The sequence below is a fragment of the Ramlibacter sp. 2FC genome, assembly GCF_005503345.1.
Classification (GTDB): domain Bacteria; phylum Pseudomonadota; class Gammaproteobacteria; order Burkholderiales; family Burkholderiaceae_C; genus SCMQ01.
The window spans coordinates 1-22,556 of sequence record NZ_SCMM01000041.1 but is presented as its reverse complement, the minus strand read 5'-3'; the positions used below and the strand labels follow the sequence as shown (position 1 = coordinate 22,556).

The 22,556-nt window shown below is 68.7% G+C and carries 24 protein-coding genes and 1 riboswitch; of the genes, 18 read left to right on the top strand and 6 right to left on the bottom strand.

All coding sequences use genetic code 11. The features are described from left to right. Window positions 1-24 precede the first annotated feature (24 nt). The 8 genes from FFS10_RS16680 to FFS10_RS16645 all read left to right on the top strand — a co-directional run bounded on the left by FFS10_RS16680 (window position 25) and on the right by FFS10_RS16645 (window position 6,924). Complete coding sequence (locus tag FFS10_RS16680; protein ID WP_137895621.1) at window positions 25-786, top strand: GntR family transcriptional regulator; 762 nt, start codon at window positions 25-27, stop codon at window positions 784-786. Window positions 787-817: 31 nt separating this feature from the next. Then, the gene (locus FFS10_RS16675; protein ID WP_137895602.1) at window positions 818-1,813 is read left to right on the top strand and encodes a tripartite tricarboxylate transporter substrate binding protein; all 996 of its coding nucleotides are present in this window, start codon (window positions 818-820) and stop codon (window positions 1,811-1,813) included. Window positions 1,814-1,841: 28 nt separating this feature from the next. Continuing rightward, a complete protein-coding gene (locus tag FFS10_RS16670; RefSeq protein WP_137895601.1) occupies window positions 1,842-2,837 on the top strand; it encodes a Bug family tripartite tricarboxylate transporter substrate binding protein in 996 nt (331 codons plus the stop codon). Window positions 2,838-2,955: 118 nt separating this feature from the next. Further along, window positions 2,956-4,143 (top strand): Fic family protein, encoded by a 1,188-nt coding sequence (locus FFS10_RS16665; protein ID WP_249931327.1) that lies wholly within the window; start codon window positions 2,956-2,958, stop codon window positions 4,141-4,143. Between the two features lie 90 nt (window positions 4,144-4,233). Further along, complete coding sequence (locus FFS10_RS16660; protein WP_137916442.1) at window positions 4,234-4,554, top strand: type 2 periplasmic-binding domain-containing protein; 321 nt, start codon at window positions 4,234-4,236, stop codon at window positions 4,552-4,554. Window positions 4,555-4,640: 86 nt separating this feature from the next. Then, a complete protein-coding gene (locus FFS10_RS16655; RefSeq protein ID WP_137895599.1) occupies window positions 4,641-4,958 on the top strand; it encodes a type II toxin-antitoxin system Phd/YefM family antitoxin in 318 nt (105 codons plus the stop codon). Beyond that, on the top strand, window positions 4,951-5,340 hold the full coding sequence (locus FFS10_RS16650; protein WP_137895598.1) for a type II toxin-antitoxin system RelE/ParE family toxin: 390 nt from the start codon (window positions 4,951-4,953) through the stop codon (window positions 5,338-5,340). Before FFS10_RS16655 ends, FFS10_RS16650 begins: the two co-directional genes overlap by 8 nt. 87 nt (window positions 5,341-5,427) lie before the next feature. Then, on the top strand, window positions 5,428-6,924 hold the full coding sequence (locus tag FFS10_RS16645; protein WP_171016176.1) for a site-specific DNA-methyltransferase: 1,497 nt from the start codon (window positions 5,428-5,430) through the stop codon (window positions 6,922-6,924). Here the strand turns inward: FFS10_RS16645 and FFS10_RS16640 are convergent. Together FFS10_RS16640 and FFS10_RS16635 are read right to left on the bottom strand one after the other, a co-directional pair. Continuing rightward, complete coding sequence (locus tag FFS10_RS16640; protein WP_137895596.1) at window positions 6,879-7,829, bottom strand: PA2778 family cysteine peptidase; 951 nt, start codon at window positions 7,827-7,829, stop codon at window positions 6,879-6,881. The genes FFS10_RS16645 and FFS10_RS16640 overlap by 46 nt on opposite strands. Window positions 7,830-7,835: 6 nt before the next feature. Next, window positions 7,836-8,195: a PA2779 family protein gene (locus tag FFS10_RS16635; protein ID WP_137895595.1), complete on the bottom strand. Its 360-nt coding sequence runs from the start codon at window positions 8,193-8,195 to the stop codon at window positions 7,836-7,838. Window positions 8,196-8,506: 311 nt separating this feature from the next. Here FFS10_RS16635 and FFS10_RS16630 point away from each other — a divergent pair, with 311 nt between their 5' ends. Continuing rightward, window positions 8,507-8,716, top strand: a complete 210-nt coding sequence (locus FFS10_RS16630) for a hypothetical protein (protein WP_137895594.1) — start codon at window positions 8,507-8,509, stop codon at window positions 8,714-8,716. Between the two features lie 39 nt (window positions 8,717-8,755). On the opposite strand, the gene FFS10_RS16625 is transcribed toward FFS10_RS16630, so the two are convergent. After that, on the bottom strand, window positions 8,756-9,262 hold the full coding sequence (locus FFS10_RS16625; protein WP_137895593.1) for a MarR family winged helix-turn-helix transcriptional regulator: 507 nt from the start codon (window positions 9,260-9,262) through the stop codon (window positions 8,756-8,758). Between the two features lie 133 nt (window positions 9,263-9,395). Here FFS10_RS16625 and badH point away from each other — a divergent pair, with 133 nt between their 5' ends. The 6 genes from badH (at window position 9,396) to FFS10_RS16595 (ending at window position 15,703) form a co-directional block, all read left to right on the top strand. Beyond that, on the top strand, window positions 9,396-10,163 hold the full coding sequence (badH, locus tag FFS10_RS16620) for a 2-hydroxycyclohexanecarboxyl-CoA dehydrogenase (protein ID WP_137895592.1): 768 nt from the start codon (window positions 9,396-9,398) through the stop codon (window positions 10,161-10,163). A gap of 28 nt (window positions 10,164-10,191) precedes the next feature. Continuing rightward, window positions 10,192-10,974 (top strand): 2-ketocyclohexanecarboxyl-CoA hydrolase, encoded by a 783-nt coding sequence (gene badI, locus FFS10_RS16615; RefSeq protein WP_137895591.1) that lies wholly within the window; start codon window positions 10,192-10,194, stop codon window positions 10,972-10,974. Between the two features lie 18 nt (window positions 10,975-10,992). Beyond that, complete coding sequence (gene aliB / locus FFS10_RS16610) at window positions 10,993-12,162, top strand: cyclohexanecarboxyl-CoA dehydrogenase (protein ID WP_137895590.1); 1,170 nt, start codon at window positions 10,993-10,995, stop codon at window positions 12,160-12,162. Window positions 12,163-12,223: 61 nt separating this feature from the next. Then, window positions 12,224-13,870 carry a cyclohexanecarboxylate-CoA ligase gene (gene aliA / locus FFS10_RS16605; RefSeq protein WP_137895589.1) on the top strand — a complete coding sequence of 549 codons (1,647 nt, stop codon included), beginning with the start codon at window positions 12,224-12,226 and terminating at the stop codon, window positions 13,868-13,870. Between the two features lie 37 nt (window positions 13,871-13,907). Further along, the gene (locus FFS10_RS16600) at window positions 13,908-14,903 is read left to right on the top strand and encodes a Bug family tripartite tricarboxylate transporter substrate binding protein (protein WP_137895588.1); all 996 of its coding nucleotides are present in this window, start codon (window positions 13,908-13,910) and stop codon (window positions 14,901-14,903) included. 23 nt (window positions 14,904-14,926) lie between these two features. Beyond that, window positions 14,927-15,703 (top strand): enoyl-CoA hydratase, encoded by a 777-nt coding sequence (locus FFS10_RS16595; protein ID WP_137895587.1) that lies wholly within the window; start codon window positions 14,927-14,929, stop codon window positions 15,701-15,703. On the opposite strand, the gene FFS10_RS16590 is transcribed toward FFS10_RS16595, so the two are convergent. Then, window positions 15,690-17,816, bottom strand: coding sequence for an acetoacetate--CoA ligase (locus FFS10_RS16590; RefSeq protein WP_137895586.1), 2,127 nt, complete (start codon window positions 17,814-17,816; stop codon window positions 15,690-15,692). The genes FFS10_RS16595 and FFS10_RS16590 overlap by 14 nt on opposite strands. Window positions 17,817-17,890: 74 nt before the next feature. Next, a complete protein-coding gene (locus tag FFS10_RS16585) occupies window positions 17,891-18,334 on the bottom strand; it encodes an Lrp/AsnC family transcriptional regulator (protein WP_137895585.1) in 444 nt (147 codons plus the stop codon). Between the two features lie 148 nt (window positions 18,335-18,482). On the opposite strand from FFS10_RS16585, the gene ocd reads away from it, so the two are divergent. Further along, the gene (ocd, locus tag FFS10_RS16580; protein WP_137895584.1) at window positions 18,483-19,514 is read left to right on the top strand and encodes an ornithine cyclodeaminase; all 1,032 of its coding nucleotides are present in this window, start codon (window positions 18,483-18,485) and stop codon (window positions 19,512-19,514) included. A gap of 27 nt (window positions 19,515-19,541) precedes the next feature. On the opposite strand, the gene FFS10_RS16575 is transcribed toward ocd, so the two are convergent. Continuing rightward, on the bottom strand, window positions 19,542-20,798 hold the full coding sequence (locus tag FFS10_RS16575; RefSeq protein WP_137895583.1) for a D-amino acid dehydrogenase: 1,257 nt from the start codon (window positions 20,796-20,798) through the stop codon (window positions 19,542-19,544). Between the two features lie 164 nt (window positions 20,799-20,962). Then, window positions 20,963-21,073, bottom strand: a riboswitch (glycine riboswitch). A 138-nt stretch (window positions 21,074-21,211) separates the two neighbouring features. Here FFS10_RS16575 and FFS10_RS16570 point away from each other — a divergent pair. Continuing rightward, window positions 21,212-21,685 (top strand): DUF3237 domain-containing protein, encoded by a 474-nt coding sequence (locus FFS10_RS16570; protein WP_137895582.1) that lies wholly within the window; start codon window positions 21,212-21,214, stop codon window positions 21,683-21,685. Between the two features lie 41 nt (window positions 21,686-21,726). Then, a complete protein-coding gene (locus tag FFS10_RS16565) occupies window positions 21,727-22,329 on the top strand; it encodes a TetR/AcrR family transcriptional regulator (RefSeq protein WP_137895581.1) in 603 nt (200 codons plus the stop codon). Window positions 22,330-22,556: the final 227 nt, after the last annotated feature.

Sequence of the window (22,556 nt, the reverse complement as noted above, 5' to 3'; positions counted from 1 at the left end):
GTCATCTAGAGCACTAAATCAATGATGGCCATCCAGAACACCCTGTCACCGCGCCCGGGCGACGACCAGCCGGCGCCGGGCCAAAGCCGTTACGGCTGGCTAGCCGCCAGCCTGCGCGCACGGATCACGCAAGGCGAGTGGGTGCCCGGCACCGCCTTGCCGGCCGAGGCGGCGCTCGCGCGCGAGCATGGCGTGGCCCTGGGCACGCTGCGCCAGGCGCTCGCCGTGCTGGTGGCGGAGGGCCTACTGGAGCGCCAGCACGGGCGCGGCACTTTCGTGCGCGCCGGGCTGGGCGGGGCCTCCATGCTGCGCTTCTTCCGCTTCCGCCACGGCGGGGAGCTGACCGCCACGCCCGAGTCGAGCATCCTGGAGCGGCGGACGGAGTTGGCCGGGCCGGCCACCTCCGAGGCCCTGGGCCTGCCCACCGGCGCCAGCGTGCTGAGCCTTCGGCGCCTGCGCAGCGTGGACGGCCAGCCCTGCCTGCTGGAGCAGATCACGCTGCCGCTGCCGCTGTTCGAGCCGCTGGCGAGCTCCGACACCACCGCCTGGGACAGCCTGCTCTACCCGATGTTCCAACGCGTGTGCGGCACCACCATCCACCGCGCGGAAGACCAGCTCAGCTTCGGCCTGCTGAGCGCCGAGCAGGCGCGGCTGCTGCGGCTGGAACCCGGCCACCCCTGCGTGCAGGTGCAGCGGCGCGCCTTCGACCTGAGCGGCCGCTGCGTGGAACTGCGCACCACGCTGGGCGACGCCTTTGCCTTCCAGTACACGGCGCACGTGCGCTGACACCGACTCGTTCCCTCCCCGGAGACATGCCATGACCTTTCCCTCCCTGCTGACCCGCGCGCTGGCGATCGCCAGCGTGGCCGCCGCCGCGCTGGCCCCCGCCACGGGCGTCCGGGCCCAGCCCGCCCCAACCTGGCCGAGCAAGCCGGTAACGCTGGTCGTCACCTACCCACCCGGCGGCGGCGCGGACACCATGGCGCGCCTGATCGCGCCCCGGCTCGGCGAGGCGCTGGGCCAGCCCATCGTGATCGAGAACCGGCCCGGCGCCGGCGGGCAGATCGGCGCGGCGACGGTCGCCAAGGCCACGCCGGATGGCCACACCCTGATGCTCGATGCCTCGTCCTTCGCGGTAAACCCCTCGCTCTACCCGCGCCTGCCCTACGATAGCGAGAAGGCCTTCCGCCCGATCGGCGTGATCGCCCTGTTCCCCAACGTCCTGCTGGTCAACGCCCAGGTTCCGGCGAAGAACGTGGCCGAGCTGACCGCCGCCGCGCGGGCCAGGAAGGACTCCGTCTCGTTCGCATCGTCGGGCAACGGCTCGGCTCAGCACCTCGCTGGCGCGCTGTTCGAGTCCGCCGCCAAGGTGGACATGGTCCACGTGCCCTACAAGGGCGGCGGCCCGGCGCTGAACGACGTGATCGGCGGCCAGGTGCCGGTGTTTTTCGGCAACCTCGCGTCCACGCTGCCGCATATCCAGGCGGGCAAGCTGCGCGCGCTGGCCGTCACCGCCGGCAAGCGTTCGCCTATCCTGCCTGAGGTGCCCACCCTGGCCGAAGCCGGCGTGCCGGGCGCCGAGGTCTATGAATGGAACGCCTTGTTCGCCCCGGCCGGGACGCCGGAGGCGGTGATCGGCCAGTTGTCGGCCGCGCTGCAGAAGGCGCTGGATGCCCCCGAAGTCAAGGCCCGCATCGCCCAGCTCGGCGGCGAGATTCAGAAGGGCGGCCCGGACGCCGCCCGGTCCTTCATCCACCAGCAAATGGCGCTCTGGGCCCGCGTGGTCAAGGCGCGCGGCATTGCGATCGAATAAGCTTATTTCATCTTCAGGAAACCCAGCCATGACCTCCTACTCCCTGTCCCGCCGCCAGCTGCTGGTCTCCTCCGGTGCGGCGGCGCTGACCGCCTCGCCGCTGTTCGTCAGCGCCCAGGGCGCCTGGCCCGCCAAGCCGCTGCGCCTGGTCGTGCCCTTCGCCCCCGGCGGCAGCTCCGAGATCGTGGCGCGCGCCGTGGCCGGCGAGATGGCGAAAACCATAGGCCAGAACGTGTTCGTCGACAACAAGCCCGGCGCGGCCGGCAACATCGCCATGCAGGAAGTGGCCAACTCGACCGACGAGCACACGCTGATCCTGGGCCATATCGGCACGCTGGCGGTGAATCCCTACATCTTCCCCAAGCTGCCCTACGACGCGGCGCGCGACTTCGTGCCGGTGTCGCTGCTGTCCAAGGTGCCCAGCCTGTACGTGGTGCACCCCGACCTTCCGGTGAAGAACCTCAAGGAGTTCGTGGCCTACGCCAAGGCCAAGCCCGGCCAGCTCAACTACGGCTCGGCCGGCAACGGCAGCGCCGGTCACCTGGCCTTCGAATACGTGAAGATGGTCAGCGAGACCTTCATGCTGCACGTGCCCTACCGCGGCACCGGCCCCATGCTGACCGACCTGATGGCCGGCCGCCTGCAGGCCGCCTCGGTCGGCGCGCCGGCCCTGCTGCCCTTCATCAAGGCCGGCAAGCTGCGCTGCATCGCCACCGGCACGGCGCAGCGCCTGCCCCAGCTGCCCGATGTTCCCACCGTGGCCGAGCAGGGCTACAAGGGCTTCGAGATGACCCAGTGGTACGGCCTGCTGGCGCCCAGCAAATGGCCCAAGGCCAACATCGCCAAGCTCGAGGCCGAGGCCGTCAAGGCGGCGCGCGGCAGCATCGTCAAGGAAAGGCTGGCGAACGACACGGCGCTGGCCGTGGGCAGCAGCGCGGCCGAGTTCGACGCCTTCATCAAGGCCGAGCAGGCGCGCTGGAAGCCGGTGATCGCGAGGGCGCAGATCAAGCCTGAGGGGGCTTGAAGCTCGCCCCGTTCACCCGTCGAAAGATCGCAAAAACCTTGGCAAGAATTTTTGCGACATTTTGATTTTTCCATTTAAAAACATATTATTAGAGCGACTAATAACTTGGCAAATATCGGTGTACGAGTCGCCTCATCAGTTTGAACCCCTGCTGCCCGGCCCATCTCGGCAGGAGCCCCTGCTGGCCAAGGCGCACGACCTCGCGCTGGCCGCGACGGCCTTGGCCAGCCGCCGCGTTCCGCGCGAGCTGGGCCAGATGCTGCGCAGCATGAATTCCTACTACACCAATCGCATCGAGGGGCAGCACACGCGGCCGCACGAGATCGAGCAGGCCCTGCGCCGGGACTTCTCCAGCAACGCAGTCCTGGCCGCCAAGCAGCGCCTTGCCGTCGCCCACATCGAAGCCGAGGCCGAGTTGGAACAGCGCTATCCCGATACAGCGGGAGCCGCCGCGCTCTACGCCGTGGCCGCCGTGACAGACATCCACCGCAGCCTGTTTGTCCAGCTGCCCGCAGCGGACTTGGCGACCGCCCAGGGGGAACCCATCATGCCCGGACAGCTGCGCACGCGCGACGTGCAGGTGGGCCAGCATGTGGCGCCCGCTCATGCCAGCCTGGGCAGCTTCCTGACCCGCTGGGGCGATTTCTACGGCGGCGTGCGGCGCGGCGAGGCGGCCCTGCTTGCCGTGGCGGCCGCGCATCAGCGCCTGGGCTGGATACACCCCTTCATCGACGGCAACGGCCGTGTGATGCGCTTGCACACCCATCTCTGGCTGCACGCGATGGGCTACACCGGGGGTCTGTGGTCGCCGCTGCGCGGCTTTGCCCGTGACGCGCAGCGCTACTACGCGTTGCTGGCCGATGCCGATACGCCGCGCCGCGGCGACCTGGACGGGCGCGGCAACCTCAGCGAACAGGCGCTGGCGGCCTGGATCGACTACGTGCTGGACGTCTGCTCTGACCAAGTCCAGTTCATGCGGCAGATGCTCGACCTGGAAACCATGAAGTCGCGCATCGAAGCCTGCCTGGTGTTCGAGGCCACGGTACTCAAGAGCGGCGTGCGGCAGGAGGCCCTGCGCGCTCTGCATTACCTCTACCTGAGCGGCGAGGAGATGACGCGCGGCGACTTCAAGAGCATGCTGGGCATGGGCGAGCGCAGCGCCACCGATGCGCTGGGCGCCCTGGTGCGGCGGGGCCTGCTGAAATCCGATTCGCCGCAAGGGAAGGTGCGATTCGGTTTGCCGCAGCATGCGCTGCGCTTCCTGTTTCCCAAGCTGTGGCCGGAGGCCGAGGCGGACTTGGAATGAGCGGCCCCATGGGATCAGCCCAAGAAGAGTCGCTCAGGTCGTGGTGTTCGAGCGCGGGCTCTGCCTGACGAGCCCGACGTCGAGGTGGAATTGCTGGCGCGCAAGCCCATGCTGCAGGCGCTGGACGAGCGCCATGCGCTGGCGGCGTGCGAGGTGATCGATGTCGCGGCGCTGCGCGACGAGACGCTGATCGTCGGCATGGCCACGCTGCTGGCCGTCACGGGCCTGGGCGTAACCCTGGTGCCGGCATCCATGGGTAACGTGCAGTTCCCCGGCATCGCCTATCGGCTCTTGACGACGCGCGCCTTAATGGACCTGCGTTGCTATTGCCTGCGGGACGAGCGCTGGCCTGCGGCCCACCAGCGGCCCGCACGCGGCGCAGACGCGCCAAGCGACCGTCGAAAAATCTGAGGCTCAATCCGTAAGCGCATGGTCAGCGGCTTCTCGTCGCCATAAAATGCACAGAATTCTGTAATCAACCCTTCAAGGAGCCAGCCATGGGCTTTTCTGCCAGGGACGTAGTGCCCTTCACGCAGGCGCGCGCCTGCCTGTCTGAGTTGGCCGACCAAGCCAAGGCCGGTGCCGAGAAGATCATCACCAAGAACGGCGAGAGCTACGTGGCACTGATCGACGCTGACCGACTGGATTACTACCACCGTCTGGAGCGAGAGCGCATCCACCTGCTGCTGATCGACGACGCCAAACGCGGCTTGGCCGACATTGCGGCCGGCCACACCTTCGAGGCCGATGGCGCCATTGGCCTGCTTCAGCAGCGCCGCGTAGCTTCCGCCAAGGCATCCAAGAAACGTGGCTGACAAGCAGTACCAGTACCGGGTAGAACTGACCGCAAGCTTCCTGGAGCGCCTGGACGCCATCGAGGCTTTCTTGGTAGAAGCGGACGCCGGTTTTGCGTTCGACAACTTGCTGGCCGAACTGCGCGCCACGGTCGTCCCCAACCTGCGGCGCTTTCCGCGCATCGGCCGACGCTACCTGGCCAACCCACCCCAGTCTGCCGAAGCGCTTGCCCAGTTGGCCGCGCTACCGGCCGGCGCGCCCGATGCGCTGCGTGAATACCTGCACGGCGACTACCTGATCTTGTATGCAGCCATGGAGGCTGACGCTACCGTGTACCTGCTGTCCATCCGGCATCACCGCCAACTTTCATTTGACTTCGCCAGGCTGTGGCCCGGGGCCTGATGGCCGCCGCGCGAGGCCTGTCGCCAGAGCCTGGCCGTTAGAAGCACGAACATACCAACACTGCACTGGGTAGAAACAGACAAGGTGGTGAACCACCATCACGACGTGCCGTTTCGGGTGCTCAAAAAGGTCTCGACATTCACCGCGCCCGGTGGCTTGCATGCGAATACGACCGACAACCGAATCATCCACGGCGACAACCTGGAGGCCCTGAAAAGCCTGCCGCCCGAGTTCGAGGGCCAGGTGAAATGCATCTACATCGACCCACCCTACAACAAGGGCAACGAGGGCTGGGTTTACAACGATGCAGTCAATGACCCGAAGATGAAGCGCTGGCTCGGCCAGGTAGTGGGCAAGGAGGGCGAAGACCTGTCGCGGCACGACAAGTGGTTGTGCATGATGTATCCGCGTTTGAAACTGCTGCATCGGCTGCTATCGGACGATGGCGCCATCTTCATCTCGATAGACGACAACGAGGTGCATAACCTTCGGGCGGTCTTGAACGAAATTTTCGGCCCAGGGAACTTCGTCGTGAACATGATTTGGCAGAAGATGGACAGCCCAAGCTCGAATTTTGGGGAGCGTGCTTTCTCGAACTATCACGATCACACTTTGGTCTTCGCCAAAAAGCTGAGCGCATGCAGGCTGAAGCAACTGCCAAAGCCCGAAATTCTGAAAGACTACCCCGAAGTTGCTGAGGACGGGCGGCGCTGCCGCACGCGCCAGCTTCGAAAGAATGGAAAGGAAGCTCGCCGCGAGGATCGCGAAACCATGTGGTATCCGATGGAGGCACCAGACGGCTCAGAGATCTGGCCACGGCATCCTGAAGAGGGCTGGGATGGACGCTGGGCCATCGGCAAGAAGGCCTATGAAAAACTGAAGAATGCCGACAAGGTGGTCTGGAAGATGCGCGACCATGGCTGGGTTCCGTATCAGGTTGAGTGGGCCCCCAACGAGCCAGCTATCCCGAACCCATCGATCCTGACTGATGCAGGCCAAAACCGACAGGCCAAAGCGCTCCTCAACGACATGCTGGGGACTGATCACGGCTTCGACACACCGAAGCCTGTGGGCCTGATCGAGCGCATACTACGCATCGCTTCTGACCCGGATTCCATTGTTGTTGACTCATTCGCGGGATCGGGTACCACGGGTCACGCTGTACTCAAGCTCAACGCTGAAGACCGGGGCCGCAGGCGCTTCATCCTGATTGAGACCGAAGACTACGCCGAGAGCATTACCGCCAAGCGCGTCCGAACCGCGATCACCGGTTATGGTTCCGGTGAAGGCATCGTTGACGGCCTCGGCGGGGGCTTCGACTACTACAGCTTTGGGGTCGAGGTGGGACGTCAAAGCCCCCAAGCAAAGCGAGCGCGCCCATTCACCACAGCTGTGTGCTCCCACGCTCTTGTCAATCAAGGGCTGAACCGCGACGCGACGCTTAACTGGCTCCGCCCGGTCCACCGTCCAAGCCAGGGCTTCTGCGACAGGCAGCGGCCTGGTGCAGGTGCCCCCCATCACGGCATGCCGCGCAAACTTCAGCGCAAGGCCGCGGCCTCGATGCTGCGCAGCGTGGCTTCGTAGATCGCCAGGCGCGGCCCGCCCAGTGCTACCGCGCGTTGCGCCGCCTCGCGCGCCTGGGCCAGGCGCTTGGTTTCATGGAGCACCTGAGCCAGGTTGTTCCAGGCGTCGGCGGCTTGCGGGTGGTCGAGCGTGGCCTGCCGGTACGCGGCCTCGGCCTGGCCGAGCTGACCCTGCCGGTAGGCCGCGTTGCCCAGCGCCATGCGCGCGAACAGGTTGCGCGGCCAAGCGGCCAGCGCGGTCTGGTAGGCGCGCCGGGCGGGCGCCGGGGACACGCGCTCCAGGTTGGCCGCGGCGGCAACATAGTCGGCCTCTCGCGCCGTCGCCGGCAGACGCTCGGGCGGCAGGGCGACGAAAGCCCAGCGCTCGGCCTTGGCCCAGCTGCGGTCGAACTCCGAGATGGGCATCAGCAGCCGCTTCTCGGTGCCGGAACGCAGCACGACGACGCCCGCGTCCAGGTCGTAGCCCACCACCACCGCGTAATGCCACTGGGGCCAGACATCGAAGCGCAGGTTCTGCAGCACCACCACCGGGTGGCCCGCTGCGACCTCGCGCAACAGGGCGTTGGGCTGCGCTTCCAATCGGTAGGGCAGCAAGCCGGCGCGACGCGTGGCGCCCAGCATCTCGGGCTGCAGGCTGCCTTGGCGCTGCGGCACATAGACCTCGTCCACCAGTTGCTGCGGCTGGCGCTTGACGCCGGCACGGTCCAGCACGGTAGCCAGGGCCGCGGGGCCGCATTGGTATTCGTCCTGCGGGAAGAAGGCCACGTCGGCCCATTCCACGCGCGCGGGCAGCGTGGGGGTGAGGCCCGCGCCATAGTCGGGCCGGGGAAGCGTGGCGCAGCCCGCCAGGCACAGCCATAGCGCGGCCGCGCACCAGCGGCGCCGCCCCCGCGAGGGTCTCTTCACCCCGGATTAAATCGCGATGGCCACGAGAATGGCGACCAGCAGGATGAGGATCCAGTCCGTGCTGCTGAGGGCGCCCCCGGCCGGCATCGAGTCGATGCGCTGGGCCAGGGCATGGACTTCCTCTTCGCTGAGCGAGGCCACGCGGTCCTTGGCGACCAGGCCGCTGACGCCCATGGCCTGCAAGCGTTCCTTGACGTTGGCGCGTTCGACGAAGCTCTGAACCTTGGCCCGGTCCTGCTCGGCCTGGCTCTGTACCGACATGGCCTGCGTGTCGACGATCTCCGCTTGAACCAAGGGCACCTGAGCGGCCAAGGCCACCGCAAGCGTCACGATCAATCCGCGGCTAAGGTAGGCAACTCGCTTCATGACTGTCTCCTTCAGGAAAAGGAACATACATGTTAGCCCGATGCCCGGAAACAGGAAAGCCGATGGAAATGTAAGACACGTTGCCGAAAAATCCCCCCTTGGCCTTTCCCTCAGGCGCTTGAGCAGGGCCAGGTTCCAGGGGCGCTTGCCGAATTCCGCCCTCTCCACCGGCCACGCCACTGTTACATGCGCAATCCGTCAACCCATTCGAGGGGCGGACGTTGAATGCTTGCCTGGGGGAGTGGCATGGCAGAAGTCGCGCCAGATCCCCAGGGCGGTGGTCGATCTGTCGTCATGCCAAGGAGTCCGCCATGGACACGGAAAGCCTGCAACGAAGCCAGTATGAACTGCGGTTCCAGTCGCTGTTCGCACCCGGCCGCGGCTTTGCATTTCCGTGCGATGCCGAAGGCCATGTCGATCTGGATGCCCTCAGCGCCCAGTCGCGCAACAACTACCTCTACGCAAGGGCCCTGGTGGGGCGCGAGTTTTTGGCGCCGGCCGTGCAAGCGAGTGCCTGCTGAGACGCCAGCCCTGGCCACCGCCGTGGCCGCCCGGCTGACTCACTCCTCCTCTTCGCCCGCCCCCTGCGCCTCATCCACGCGCTGCATGTTGTCCAGCAGCTGGAGCAGGTAGTGCAGCGTGTGCGTGATATCGCTGACCGAGAAACCCTCTAGCGCCTGCTCGTAGTAGGCGTGGATCTTGGCCTGGGCCTGCAGCTCCCAGACCTCGCGCCCCGAGGCCGTCATGGCGATCAGGCGCGAGCGCCGGTCGCGCCCGTCGGGCGCGCTGCAGACATGGCCGTCGCGCTCCATGCGGCCTATCAGGCCGGCCAGGTTCTGCCGGCTCACCATCAGGTAGCGGGCCAGCTCGCCCACGCCCATGCCGCCCTGCGCTTCGGCCCGCGACAGGGCCCCCAGCACCGCCCATTGCTGGGTCGTCAGGCCCTCGGCCTCCACGGCACGCGTCCCGGTTTTATGCAACATGTTTGCACATTGATAGAGCTTGAAAAACAGCCGGTTGGCCAGCTCCATGCGCACGACATGGGATTTCTCTTCAGGGTTAACCATGATTTTCCAAACAAAACTGGCACTTGCGCATTATCGGCGCAGCGCCTAATATGACAACATATTGTCGTAACCGCCTGGCGGCACCCACCCGGGTACCAAGCATAGCAACCCACCTTTGTAAACGGAGATCCACATGCAGAAATTCCAAGACCAGACCGTGATCGTGACCGGCGGCGGCGGCGGCATCGGCGGCGCCACCTGCCGGCGCTTTGCGCGCGAAGGCGCCAAGGTCGCGGTGTTCGACCGCGACCTCGCGGCCGCCCAGCGCGTCGCGGCCGAGATCGACGCCGCCGGCGGCCGGGCGGCCGCCTACTGCTGCGACATCACCGACCGCACGTCGGTCGACGCGGCCGTGGCCGCCGCCACCGAGCAGCTGGGGCCCGTCGACGTGCTGGTCAACAACGCCGGCTGGGACGTGTTCAAGCCCTTCACCAAGACCAGCCCCGCCGAGTGGGAAAAGCTGATCGCGATCAACCTGACGGGCGCGCTGCACATGCACCACGCGGTGCTGCCGGGCATGGCGGCGCGCAAGAAGGGCCGCATCGTCAACATCGCCTCCGACGCGGCGCGCGTAGGCTCCTCCGGCGAGGCGGTCTACGCGGCCTGCAAGGGCGGGCTGGTGGCCTTCTCCAAGACCCTGGCGCGCGAGCATGCGCGCCACGGCATCACCGTGAACGTGGTCTGCCCCGGCCCCACCGACACGGCCTTGTTCGCCGACTACAAGGAAGGCGCGGGCAACCCCGAGAAGCTGATGGAGGCCTTCACCCGCGCCATCCCGCTGGGCCGCATCGGCCAGCCGGAAGACCTGCCCGGCGCCGTGCTGTTCTTCGCCAGCGAAGACGCCGCCTACGTGACCGGCCAGGTGCTCAGCGTCTCGGGCGGCCTGAGCATGGTCGGCTGACCTCTTTCACCCTCAACCGGAAATCACCATGAACTTCGAAGACATCCTGTACGAGGTCCGCAACGGCGTGGCCTGGATCACCATCAACCGGCCGGACAAGATGAACGCGTTTCGCGGCCAGACCTGCGACGAGATCATCAAGGCCCTGAACAAGGCCGGCTACGACCGCGAGGTCGGCTGCATCGTGCTGGCCGGCGCCGGCGACCGCGCCTTCTGCACCGGCGGCGACCAGTCGGCGCACAACGGCAACTACGACGGCCGCGGCACCATCGGCCTGCCGATGGAGGAGCTGCACACCGCGGTCCGCGACGTGCCCAAGCCCGTGATCGCGCGCGTGCAGGGCTACGCCATCGGCGGCGGCAACGTGCTGGCCACCATCTGCGACCTGACCATCTGCTCCGAGAAGGCCATCTTCGGCCAGGTCGGCCCCAAGATGGGCTCGGTCGACCCCGGCTACGGCACGGCCTTCCTGGCCCGCGTGGTGGGCGAGAAGAAGGCGCGCGAGATCTGGTACCTGAACAAGCGCTACTCGGGCCCCGAAGCCGTGGCCATGGGCCTGGCCAACGTCTGCGTGCCGCACGAGCAGCTGGACGCCGAGGTGCAGAAATGGGCCGAGGAGATCGGCGAGCGCAGCCCGACGGCGATCGCGATTGCCAAGCGCAGCTTCAACATGGACACCGCGCACCAGAGCGGCATCGCCGGCATGGGCATGTACGCGCTCAAGCTGTACTACGACACCGAGGAATCGCGCGAGGGCGTCAAGGCGCTGCAGGAAAAGCGCAAGCCCGAGTTCCGCAGGTACGCCAAGTAAGCCGCTGGAGAGCCTGAAGTGAATCCGAATCCCTACATCGACGAAGACCTGCAGGCGCTGGCCGAGACGGCGCGCCGCTTTGCCACCGAGCGCGTGGCGCCCGGCTTCCTGGAGCGCGACAAGACCCGCGAGTTCGACCGCGAGCTGCTGCGCGAAATGGGTGGTCTCGGTTTCATCTGCCCCGAGCTGCCGGAGGAGTTCGGCGGCCTGGGCCTGGGCTGCCTGGCCGCCGGCGTGATCCACGAGGAGGTCGCCCGCGCCGACCTCAGCTTCTCCTACCTGAACCTGCTGGCCTCGCTGAACGGCCAGATCCTGTCGCGCTACGGCCATCCCGCGGTCGTCGGCCCCTGGCTGAAGAAGCTCACCCAGGGCGAGGCCATCTGCGCCATCGCCCTGACCGAGCCGCGCGGCGGCTCCGACGCGGCCAACCTGCGTCTGCGCATCGAGCGCACCAGTGAAGGGGGTAGCGACCACTACGTCATCAACGGCGAGAAGACCTCGATCTCGGCCGCCGACCAGGCCGACATCAGCGTGGTGTTCGGCCGCACCGGCAGCCCTGAATCCGGCGCCCATGGCGTCACCGCGCTGCTGGTGCCCATGGACAGCCCCGGCATCACCACCAACCGCTTCGACTGCCATGGCCAGCGCGCCATCGGCCGCGGATCGATCTTCTTCGAGAACGTGCGCGTGCCCGTCAGCCATCGCCTGGGCGACGAGAACAAGGGCTTCGTGCAGGTGATGCACGGTTTCGACTTCTCGCGCTCGCTGATCGGCCTGCAGTGCCTGGCCGTGGCCCGCGCGGCGCTCGACGAGACCTGGGCCTACATCACCGAGCGCGAGGCCTTCGGCAAGACCCTGTCCCACTTCCAGGGCGTGACCCACCCGCTGGCCCAGTACGACACCGAGGTCGAGGGCGCGCGCCTGCTGTGCCTGCAGGGCCTGTGGCTCAAGGACAAGGGCCTGCCCCACACCGCCGAGGCCGGCATGGCCAAGTGGTGGGGCCCCAAGCTGGCCTACGACGTGGTGCACCAGTGCCTGCTGTGCTTCGGCCACGGCGGCTACGACCGCGGGGCCATGGAGCAGCGCCTGCGCGACGTGCTCGGCTTCCAGATCGGCGACGGCACGGCCCAGATCATGAAGACCGTCATCGCGCGCGTGCGCGCCGGCCGCCAGCACGTGCCGGCCTGAACAGCCCTCACCCCAGCCCTCTCCCAGCGGGAGAGGGAGCCCCAGAGAAGGAGACAAGACCATGGATTTCGACCCCGTCCTCATCGCCCCGCGCCGCGCCACCAGCCGGGCCCAGGGCTTCTGGCCAGACCGCACCATCAACGACGAGCTGGACGCCTGCCTGGCCGCCTGTCCGGACAAGCTCGCGCTGACCGCGCTGCAGGCCGAGAGCGGCGCCACCACGCGCTTCAGTTACCGCGAGCTCGCCGCAATGGCCGACCGCGTGGCCGTGGGCCTGGCGCGCCTCGGCGTGGGCCGCAACGACGTGGTCGCCTGCCAGCTGCCCAACTGGTGGCAGTTCACCGTCACCTACCTGGCCTGCTCGCGCATAGGCGCGGTGATGAACCCGCTGATGCACATCTTCCGCGAGCGCGAGCTCAGCTTCATGCTCAAGCATGGCGAGGCCAAGCTGCTGATCGTGCCCAAGAGCTTCCGCGGCTTCGACTTCGAGGCCATGGCGACCGCCCTGCAACCCGAGCTGCCGCAGCTCAGGCAGGTGGTCGTGGTCGGCGGCGCGGGCGCCGACAGCTTTGAGGCCCTGCTCAGCGGCCCGGCCTGGGAAAACGAAGCCGATGCGCGCGAGATCCTGACGCAGCACCGCCCCGGCCCCGACGACGTGACCCAGCTGATCTACACCTCGGGCACCACCGGCGAGCCCAAGGGCGTGATGCACACGGCCAACACCACCATGGCCAACATCATTCCCTATGCCGAGCGCCTGCGCCTCGGCGAAGCCGACCGGGTGCTGATGGCCTCGCCCATGGCGCACCAGACCGGCTTCATGTACGGGCTGATGATGCCCGTCATGCTGCGCGCCAGCGCCGTGCTGCTCGACATCTGGGAGCCGCGCAAGGCCGTCGAGCTGATCCGCGCCGAGGGCGCCAGCTTCACCATGGCCTCCACGCCTTTCCTGAACGATCTCGCGAAGACCGTCGCCGAGTCGGGCCTCACGGTGCCCACGCTGCGGACCTTCCTCTGTGCCGGCGCACCGATTCCCGGCCCGCTGGTCGAGCAGGCGCGCCAGGTGCTGGGCACCAAAATCGTCTCGGCCTGGGGCATGACGGAGAACGGCGCCGTGACGCTGATCGAGCTCGACGACCCCGACGAGCGCGCCTTCACCACCGACGGCCACCCGCTGCCCGGTGTGGAGCTCAAGGTGGTCGACGCCGACGGCGAGGCGCTGCCCGCCGGTGAGGCCGGCCGGCTGCTGGTGCGCTCGGTGTCCAACTTCGGCGGGTATCTGAAGCGCCCGCAGTGGAACGGCACCGACGCCGACGGCTGGTTCGACACCGGCGACCTGGCGCGCCTGGACGCGCAAGGCTATGTGCGCATCACCGGGCGCAGCAAGGACGTGATCATCCGCGGCGGCGAGAACATCCCGGTGGTCGAGATCGAGGCCCTGCTCTACAAGCACCCGGCGATCGCCATGGCCGCCATCGTCGCCTACCCGGACGAGCGCCTGGGCGAGCGCGCCTGCGCCGTCGTCGTGCCCAAGCCCGGCCAGAGCATAGACCTGCCGGCCATCGTCGATTTCCTGAAGGCGCAGCAGGTGGCCATGCAGTACCTGCCCGAGCGCCTGGTCGTGCGCGACGCCATGCCGGCCACGCCGTCCGGAAAGATCCAGAAGTTCAAGCTGCGCGAGATGCTGCGCGACGCGCTCGCCGCCTGACGCCAACCCCGAGAACCACCCACAGGAGACAAGCCCCATGACACCGAACAAGACCCTCTTGCCGCGCCGCCGGCTGATGCAGGCCGCCGCCGCAGTCTGCGCGCTGGGCGCCGCCGGCGCCCTGCACGCTCAGCCAGCCAGCTGGCCCACCAAGCCGATCCGCATCGTGGTCGGCTTCGCGCCGGGCGGCACCACCGACGTGATGGCCCGCGTGATGGCCCAGTCCCTCGGCGAGGCGCTGGGCCAGAGCGTGGTGGTGGACAACAAGCCCGGCGCCAGCGGCAACGTGGCGGCCAGCGAAGTCATACGCGCCACCCCGGACGGCCATACCTTCCTGATCGCGCCGACCTCGGTCGAGACGGCCAACCCCTTCCTGTTCAAGCAGACCATCAGCCCGGCCAAGGAGCTGAGCCCCGTGGCCGGCGTCGGGCGCAGCCAGATGTACCTGGTGGTCAAGCCGCAATCCACCGTCAAGGACGCGCGGGAATTCGTCGCCTTCGCCCAGGCCAACCCGGGCAAGCTGTCCTACGCTTCAGCCGGCCCGGGCACACCACCGCACCTGGCGGGCGAGCTGTTCAAGAAGGTCACGGGCGTATTCGCCACCCACATCCCCTACCGCGGCGCGGCGCCGGCGCTGCAGGACGTGATGGCCGGGCAGGCGGACTACGTGTTCGACCCGGGCATCGCCTTCCCGCACGTGCGTGCCGGCAAGGTGCGCATGCTGGCCGTGGCCGGCGCCAGGCGCTCGTCCTTCTTCCCGGATGTGCCGACCCTGGCGGAGCTGGGCTTCAAGGGCGCCGAGCTCGACATCTGGTTCGGCCTGTGGGCGCCCAACGGCACCCCCGCGGACGTCACGGCCCGCATGGCGAAGGAGCTTGCCAGGGCCCTGGCCCTGCCCACGACCAAGGCCCGCTACGAGTCGCTGGGCGCGGAACCCGTCGGCCTGGACAACGCCGAATTCCGCAGCCTGCTGGCCAGCGAAACCAAGCAGCTTTCCACCCTGATCCGCGACAGCCGGATCAACATAGACTGAGCCGGCGCTCGGCCCGCAGCATCATGGAAACACCACCCGTCCTCGTGGACACGCGCGGCCGCGTCGGCCTGATCACGCTGAACCGGCCGCGCCAGCTCAATGCCCTCAGCGACGCGCTGATGGATGCGCTCGGCGCCGCCCTGCTGGCCTTCGACGCCGACCCCGGCATAGGCGCCATCGTGATCGCCGGAGGCCCCAAGGCCTTCGCGGCCGGCGCCGACATCTCGGCCATGGCCGACTGGAGCTACATGGACGTCTACCAGGGCGAGTTCATCACGCGCAACTGGGAGACCATACGCCGCGTGCGCAAGCCGGTGCTGGCGGCCGTGGCCGGCCTGGCCCTGGGCGGCGGCTGCGAGCTGGCCCTGGCCTGCGACATCGTGGTCGCGGCCGAGTCGGCGCGCTTCGGCCTGCCCGAGGTCAAGCTGGCCATGCTGCCCGGCGCCGGCGGCACCCAGCGCCTGCCGCGCGCCATCGGCAAGGCCAAGGCCATGGACATGTGCCTGTCGGCGCGCCAGCTCGACGCCGCCGAGGCCGACCGCTGGGGCCTGGTCTCGCGCGTGGTGCCGGACGAGGCGCTGCTCGACGCCACCCTGGCCCTGGCGGCCGAGATCGCCGCCTATTCGCTGCCGGCGCTGATGGCCATCAAGGAGTCGGTCAACCGCGCCTGGGAGTCCTCGCTCAGCGAGGGCATCGCCTACGAACGGCGCGCGCTCTACGCGCGCTTCGCGAGCGCCGACGCGCACGAAGGCATGCAGGCCTTCCTGGCCAAGCGCCGACCGCAGTTCAGCCACCGCTGAGGGCCGGCGCGCCTCCCCGCCCTGCCAGCCGACTGGCCGCGAAGTCCACGTACCAGTCCAGGCAGCCCGGATTGGCCATCGCGTCCTTGTTGACCACCTTCTCCAGCGGTGCGCCGAGCAGCAGCTTCTTGATCGGCAGCTCCTGCTTCTTGCCCGAGAGCGTGCGCGGCACCTCGGCCACCTGCAGGATCTCGTCGGGCACGAAGCGCGGACTCAGGGCGGTCTTGATCGCGTCGGCCAGGCGGCGCATGAGCCCATCGTCGAGTACCAGGCCTTCGCGCAGCACCACGAACAGCGGCATGTAGCTCTCGCGGCCCAGGTATTCGAGGTCCACCACCAGGCTGTCCAGCACCTCGGGCAGGGCCTCGACCGCGCTGTAGAGCTCGCTGGTGCCCATGCGCAGGCCGTGGCGGTTGATGGTGGCGTCGCTGCGGCCGTAGATCACGCAGCCCTCGCCGCCTTGCTCCTTGCTGCCTATGCGCAGCCAGTCGCCATGGCGCCAGACGCTGCCGGCCTCGGGGCCGAGGTCGCCGCCGCCGGGCTTGCGGCCGTGGCCGGGCGGGTAGGACTCGAAATAGCTCGCCAGGTAGCGCGCGTGGTCCTGGTCGCCCCAGAAGTAAAGCGGCATCGAGGGAATGGGCTGGGTGCAGACCAGCTCGCCGACCTCGCCCAGCACCGGCTCGCCGCGCTCGTTCCAGGCCTCGACGGCGCAGCCCAGCAGGCGGCACTGCATGACGCCGGGCTGCTGCGGCAGCTCGCGGTGGCCGCCGATGAAGGCGCCGGCGAAGTCCGTACCCCCGGAAATATTGCACCACCAGATGTCCTTCTGGGCCTCGCTCCCAGCGATGCGCGCGAACTGCTCGCTCCCCCAGGCCTGAGCCTCGGGCGACAGCGGCGAGCCGGTGCTGCCGAGCGCGCGTATGCGCGAGAGGTCGCCGCAGCGCGAAAGCTCGACACCGGCCTTGAGGCAGTTGGCATAGAAGGCCGCGCCGGCGCCGAAGTAGCTCACGCCGGTCTCGGCCGCGAAGCGCCACAGCAGGCCCCAGTCCGGGTTGTCCTTGCTGCCGCCGGGGTTGCCGTCGTAGAGCACGCAGGTCGTGCCGTTGAGCAGGCCCGAGAGCTGGGCGTTCCACATCACCCAGCCGGTGGAGCTGTACCAGTGGAAGCGCTCGCCCCAGCTGTTGGGCGCGTAGCTGCAGCCCACGTCGTTGTGCAGGGTCTTGAGCGCCAGGGCCACCAGCACAGTGCCGCCATGGCCGTGCACGATGGGCTTGGGCAGGCCCGTGGTGCCGCTCGAGTAGACGATCCACAGCGGGTGGTCGAAGGGCAGAGCGAGCGGCTCGAAGGCCTCGGTCTGCGCGTCGTGGCGCGCCGTGAGGCGCGACAGGCGCGGCGCCATGGCGAACTCGTTGGCCGTGAGGTCGGCCGTGCCCAGGTTGTCGTGCAGGATCAGGTGCTCAAGCGTGGGCAGGGCCTGGCGCAGCTCGTCCACCACGGCCATGCGGTCGTGGTCGCGCCCGCCGTAGCGCACGCCGTCGCAGGCGATCAGCACCTTGGGTTCGATCTGGCGGAAGCGGTCGAGCACGGCCTGGGCCCCCATGTCGGGCGCGCAGATGCTCCACACGCCGCCCAGGCTCACGGTGGCGAGGAAGGCCACCATGGCCTCGGGGATGTTGGGCAGGTAGGCGGCGACCCGGTCGCCCGGCTGCAGGCCCTGGGCCCTGAGGTGCAGGGCCAGCGAAGCGACCTGGCGCCTGAGCTCGGGCCAGGACAGCTCGTGCGCCGTACCCAGCTCGTTGCGGCTCACGATGGCCGGAAAGCCCGCGGCCTGGGCCGGCGCCACATGGCGGAACACCTGCTGCGCGTAGTTGAGCTGCGCGCCGGGGAACCAGACCGCCCCGGGCATCACGTTCTTCACGAGCACGGCGCTGTGCGGCGTGGGCGAGCGCAGGTCGAAGTAGTCCCAGATGCTTTGCCAGAAGGCGTCGAGCTCGGTGGTGGACCAGCGCCAGAGCTCGCCGTAGCTCGCGAAGCTCAGGCCGCGCTTGTCGCGCAGCCAGTTCTGGTAGAGGCGGATCTGCGGAACGTAGGGAGGGGCGGCGGTCGGGCTCATGCGCGCCAGCGTAGCAGCGTCGCGCCGTGCGCGCATCCCCGGCTTTCGCCTACGCGACAGCGGTAGTCGCGGGCTCAGACCTTGTAGGTCGACAGCAGCAGGTTGGTCTCGGTGTTGACAATGCCCTTGATCTGGCGGATGCGGGTCAGCACGCGGTCGAAGGCTTCCAGGCTGTCGGCGCTGATCTCGGCCACCACGTCCCAGCGGCCGTTGGTCGAATGCAGGCTGTCCACCGCCGGCTCGCCGCGCAGGGCCTGGATCACGCTGGGCGCGCTGGTGCCCTCGACCGCGATGGTGGTCCAGGCACGTATGCGGTGCGGCTGGGCGGCGGGTTTCAGGCGCACGGTGTAGCCGGTGACGATGCCGCCCTTCTCCAGCCGGGCCAGGCGGTTCTGCACCGTGCCGCGCGAGACCTTGAGCCGCTCGGCCAGGGCCGACAGGCTCATGCGCGCGTCGTCGCGCAGCAAGGCGATCAGTTGCCGGTCGGTGTCGTCCAGATGGATCGTTTCGTCAGCCATGGCTGGCATTTTGCACCCGAAGCTGGCAGAACGCAGCAGTTTCTCGGCTTTTGCCTGTCATCGCCCTTGACTATGCTTGTCTCTGTTCCCGCAAGGGGCGCCCCCGGCCAAGCTCGGCGGGGCGGCGCCACCTGCCAAGGAGGCCGCCATGCTGACCCGCCATCTCGACGCCGACGACCTGCGCCAGCTGCTGCGCCGCCTTGGCCCGGAAGCCCTGCTGCGCGAGATCGCCGCCGCGCTGCGCGAGGATTTCCTGCGCTGGGAGCAGTTCGACAAGATCCCGCGCTGCGCCAGCCACTGCCGCCAGGGCGTGATCGAGCTGATGCCGGTGGCCGACGGCGAGCGCCATGCCTTCAAGTACGTCAACGGCCACCCCGGCAACCCCGCGCTGGGCCTGCCCACGGTGATGGCCTTCGGCGTGCTGTCCGACATGGCCACGGGCGCGCCGCTGCTGCTATCCGAGCTCACGCTGACCACGGCCCTGCGCACCGCCGCCACCTCGGCCCTGGCGGCGCAGGTGCTGGCGCGGCCCGACGCGCGCACCATGGCCTTGATCGGCAACGGCGCGCAGGCCGAGTTCCAGGCCCTGGCCTTCATGAGCCTGGTCGGCGTGCGCCGGCTGCGCGTGTACGACACCGACCGGCGCGCCACGGCCAAGCTGCTGCGCAACCTGCAGCCCTACGTGGACGCGGGGCGCCTCAGCATCGAGCCCTGCGCGAGCACGGCCGAGGCGGTGCAGGGCAGCGACATCGTCACCACGGCCACGGCCGACAAGTCGCATGCCGCCATCCTGGCGGCGGGCCTGATCGCGCCCGGCATGCACCTCAACGCCCTGGGCGGCGACTGCCCCGGCAAGACCGAGCTGGACCCGCGCATCCTGCAGCACGCCCATGTGTTCGTCGAATACGCGCCGCAGAGCCGTCTCGAGGGCGAGATCCAGCACATGCCGCACGACTTCGAGGTCACCGAGCTCTGGCGCGTGCTGGCCGGCCAGGCGCCGGGCCGCACGCACCCCGACCAGGTCACGGTGTTCGACTCGGTCGGCTTCGCGCTGGAGGACTTCTCGGCCCTGCGCACGCTCGAGCGCCTGGCGCGCGAGCATGAGCTCGGCCGCCTGCTGTCCCTGGTGCCGGCCATGGCCGACCCCAAGGACCTCTGGGGCTGGGCGCACGGCGGCTGAGCGCAGCGCGCCTCACCCTCGCCGCGCTTATGCGTAAGCTGTTCCCAGGGCAATGCGCGGGGTGCTGCCCAGGGCCTGCTCGACCACGCCGCCCACCATGTCGGCGGTGACGGCCGACAGGGTCCAGCCCAGGTGGCCATGGCCGGTGTTGTAGAACACGTTGGCCGAGCGGCCGCGGCCCACGCGCGGCATCATGTTGGGCATCATGGGCCGCAGGCCGGCCCAGGGCACGACGCTGCGCGTGCTCACGCCAGGGAAGCATTGCTGCACCCAGTCGACCAGGGGGCGGATGCGGTCGGCGCGTATGTCCTTGTTGTAGCCGTTGAACTCGGCCGTGCCCGCAACGCGGAAACGGTCCACGCCCAGGCGGCTGGTCACCAGCTTGGTGGCGTCGTCGAGCAGGCTGACCGTGGGCGCGGCGGCCTGGCTCTGCGCGTCGTCGAGGTTCACCGTGATCGAGTAGCCCTTGACCGGGTAGATGTTGACTCGGTCGCCCAGCTGCGCCGCGAAGGCGCGGCTGGCCACGCCGGCGCAGACCACCAGGCCGTCGAAGCGCAGCGTCTCCTCGCCCTGCCCGGCGCGCACCGTGACACTGGCGCTGCGGCCGTCGCTGCGCAGCGCGACCACGTCCTCGCCATAGCGGCCGCGCACGCCCAGGCGGGCTATGGCCGCGGCCATGCCCTGCGTGAACTTGTGGATGTCGCCGGTGGCGTCGCTCTCGGTGTAGAAGCCGCCGTAGTAGGTCCCGGCCAGCGTGGGCTCGATGGCGCGCATCTCGGCCGGCGTCACCGCGCGGCGCTCGAGGCCACCCTCGGCCAGCAGCTGCGTGACCTGGGCCGCGTGGTCGAAGCCGGCCTTGTCGCGGTAGATGTGCAGGATGCCCTCCTTGCGCAGGTCGAAGTCCACGCCCTCGGCCTGGGCCCAGCCGAACAGGTGCTCGCGCGCGGCGATGGCCAGGCGCGCGGTCTCCACGGTGTTCTTGCGGTAGTCGGGGATGGCGGCCATGAACTCCAGGAACCAGGAGATCTTGTGCCAGCTCGGACGCGGGTTGACCAGCAGCGGGGCGTCGCTCTTGAGCATCCACTTCATGCCCTTGAGGATGGTGGACCAGTGGGTCCAGACCTCGGCGTTGGAGGCCGAGAGCTGGCCGCCGTTGGCGAACGAGGTCTCCATGGCCGCGTAGCGGTGCTTCTCGAACAGGGTGACGGCAAAGCCGCGGCGCGCGAGCGCATAGGCCGTGGTGACGCCGGTGATGCCACCGCCGATGACAGCGATCGATTTCATGAGCTAGGTCTTTCAGCAAACGTCGGGTTGGGCCCGCACGCAAGCTGCGTGGCGGACGCCCCCTCTGTTGCTGGACCTGAGAGATTCACGCGGCCGCCCGGCGGGCTTGGCGCTTGCTCCTTCGGTGCTGCGAGTGACGGACTCGGCAGCTCTTCAGAGTAAAAATGCAGGTACCGGTCCTTGGGCCTGAGAGATTCCGGGGCGGTTGCTCCTTCGGCGCTGCCCCTGCGCCGAACCTGGGTTCATGCGCGGGCAGACTCTCCCGATACCATGCGCCATCTTAGCAGCGCCGCCGGGCGGCGCGGCAAGAAGGCCTCGAAACCATGGGGTCGTTCCTGGCCGACCGCTGCACATGGCGGGGTCCCGCCCCGGCAGCGTTAGCATGTCCCCCATCCCATATCCATACCCGCCCCATGACCCTGCCCGCCCCCGCGCTCGAACATGTGGCCGACCTCACGGTGCTCGTCGCCGCCCCGGTCGAGGCCGGCCAGGTCAGGGGCGCCAACAGCCGCGGCCTGCGGCGCATCATCCCGATCACGGGCGGCAGCGTGACGGGCCGCCTGCGCGGCCGCGTGCTGCCCGGCGGGGCCGACTTCCAGATCGTGGTGTCCGACACCCTGGCCGAGCTCGACGCGCGCTACCTGCTCGAGCTCGAGGGCGGCGCGCGCGTCTACGTGCGCAACCGCGCCCTGCGCCGCGGCTCGGCCGGGGACATCGCGCGCCTGGTGCGCGGCGAGCCGGTCGACCCGGCGGCCGTCTACTTCCGCTGCGTGCCCAGCTTCGAGGTCTCCCATCCCTCCCTGGCCTGGCTGACCGAAAGCCTGTTCGTAGGCACCGGGGTGCGCCATCCGGACCGGGTGGAGCTCAGCCTGTTCCGGCTGGGTTGAGCTCGATTTGCAATTTCGCACATACGTGCTAATATTGCCGCATGGACGCGAAGACCCAGAAAAGCGAGCTGACGCGCGCCGCCATCGTCGGCGCCGCGCTGGACCTGGCCGCCGCCGAGGGGCTGGAGGCGATCACGCTGCAGGCCGTGGCGGACCGCGTGGGCCTTTCCAAGAGCGGCGTGTTCTCGCGCGTGGGCTCGCGCGAGGCGCTGCAGAAAGCGGTGATCGAGGAGTTCGGCCACCGCTTCCTGGCCGAGGTCTTCGTGCCCGCCATGCAGGCGCCCAAGGGCCTGCCGCGGCTGGACCAGATCGTGCGGCGCTGGATCCAGCGCATGCGCGACGTCGAGGCCCACAGCGGCTGCATCTACACGGCCGGCGCCTTCGAGTTCGACGACCGCGACGGCGAGCTGCGCGAACTGCTGCTGCAGGAGGTGCAGCGCTGGCGCGCCGCGCTGCGCCGCACCGTGGCCCAGGCCGTGGAGGCCGGCCACCTCAAGCCCGACACCGACCCCGCCCAGCTGGTGAGCGAGCTCAGCGGCATCGCCATCGGCCTGCTGCACGACGCGCGCTTTCTGCGCGAGCCGCGCGCCGGCGAGCGCGCGCTGGCCAGCTGGCAGCGCCTCGCCCAGAGCTACCAGGCCTGAACCACGACCTTGGTCGCAGGCCAGTTGCTCGCCCAAATTTAGCACAACCGTGCTATTCAAGGAGAAAGCCATGTGGATCATCCTCTTCATCCTGGTCCTCGCCCTGGTACGCAAGGGCTTGGCCGCCCTCGCCGCCTCGTGGCGCGCGCTGCCGCGCAACAACGAGGACTGGATCTATTACTGAGGCCGGCGCGCACCCGCCGCCCCCTGCGAGGACTTGCCATGAC

Excerpts from the sequence above, each read along its gene's own strand:
- FFS10_RS16630 (WP_137895594.1), top strand. The coding sequence starts at position 8,507 with ATGGACACGGAAAGCCTGCAACGAAGCCAGTATGAACTGCGGTTCCAG.
- badH (WP_137895592.1), top strand. The coding sequence starts at position 9,396 with ATGCAGAAATTCCAAGACCAGACCGTGATCGTGACCGGCGGCGGCGGC.
- FFS10_RS16600 (WP_137895588.1), top strand. The coding sequence starts at position 13,908 with ATGACACCGAACAAGACCCTCTTGCCGCGCCGCCGGCTGATGCAGGCC.
- FFS10_RS16585 (WP_137895585.1), bottom strand. The coding sequence starts at position 18,334 with ATGGCTGACGAAACGATCCATCTGGACGACACCGACCGGCAACTGATC.
- FFS10_RS16675 (WP_137895602.1), top strand. The coding sequence starts at position 818 with ATGACCTTTCCCTCCCTGCTGACCCGCGCGCTGGCGATCGCCAGCGTG.
- FFS10_RS16625 (WP_137895593.1), bottom strand. The coding sequence starts at position 9,262 with ATGGTTAACCCTGAAGAGAAATCCCATGTCGTGCGCATGGAGCTGGCC.
- FFS10_RS16595 (WP_137895587.1), top strand. The coding sequence starts at position 14,927 with ATGGAAACACCACCCGTCCTCGTGGACACGCGCGGCCGCGTCGGCCTG.
- badI (WP_137895591.1), top strand. The coding sequence starts at position 10,192 with ATGAACTTCGAAGACATCCTGTACGAGGTCCGCAACGGCGTGGCCTGG.
- FFS10_RS16590 (WP_137895586.1), bottom strand. The coding sequence starts at position 17,816 with ATGAGCCCGACCGCCGCCCCTCCCTACGTTCCGCAGATCCGCCTCTAC.
- ocd (WP_137895584.1), top strand. The coding sequence starts at position 18,483 with ATGCTGACCCGCCATCTCGACGCCGACGACCTGCGCCAGCTGCTGCGC.
- FFS10_RS16635 (WP_137895595.1), bottom strand. The coding sequence starts at position 8,195 with ATGAAGCGAGTTGCCTACCTTAGCCGCGGATTGATCGTGACGCTTGCG.
- FFS10_RS16655 (WP_137895599.1), top strand. The coding sequence starts at position 4,641 with ATGGGCTTTTCTGCCAGGGACGTAGTGCCCTTCACGCAGGCGCGCGCC.
- aliA (WP_137895589.1), top strand. The coding sequence starts at position 12,224 with ATGGATTTCGACCCCGTCCTCATCGCCCCGCGCCGCGCCACCAGCCGG.
- FFS10_RS16570 (WP_137895582.1), top strand. The coding sequence starts at position 21,212 with ATGACCCTGCCCGCCCCCGCGCTCGAACATGTGGCCGACCTCACGGTG.
- FFS10_RS16565 (WP_137895581.1), top strand. The coding sequence starts at position 21,727 with ATGGACGCGAAGACCCAGAAAAGCGAGCTGACGCGCGCCGCCATCGTC.
- FFS10_RS16680 (WP_137895621.1), top strand. The coding sequence starts at position 25 with ATGGCCATCCAGAACACCCTGTCACCGCGCCCGGGCGACGACCAGCCG.
- FFS10_RS16575 (WP_137895583.1), bottom strand. The coding sequence starts at position 20,798 with ATGAAATCGATCGCTGTCATCGGCGGTGGCATCACCGGCGTCACCACG.
- FFS10_RS16670 (WP_137895601.1), top strand. The coding sequence starts at position 1,842 with ATGACCTCCTACTCCCTGTCCCGCCGCCAGCTGCTGGTCTCCTCCGGT.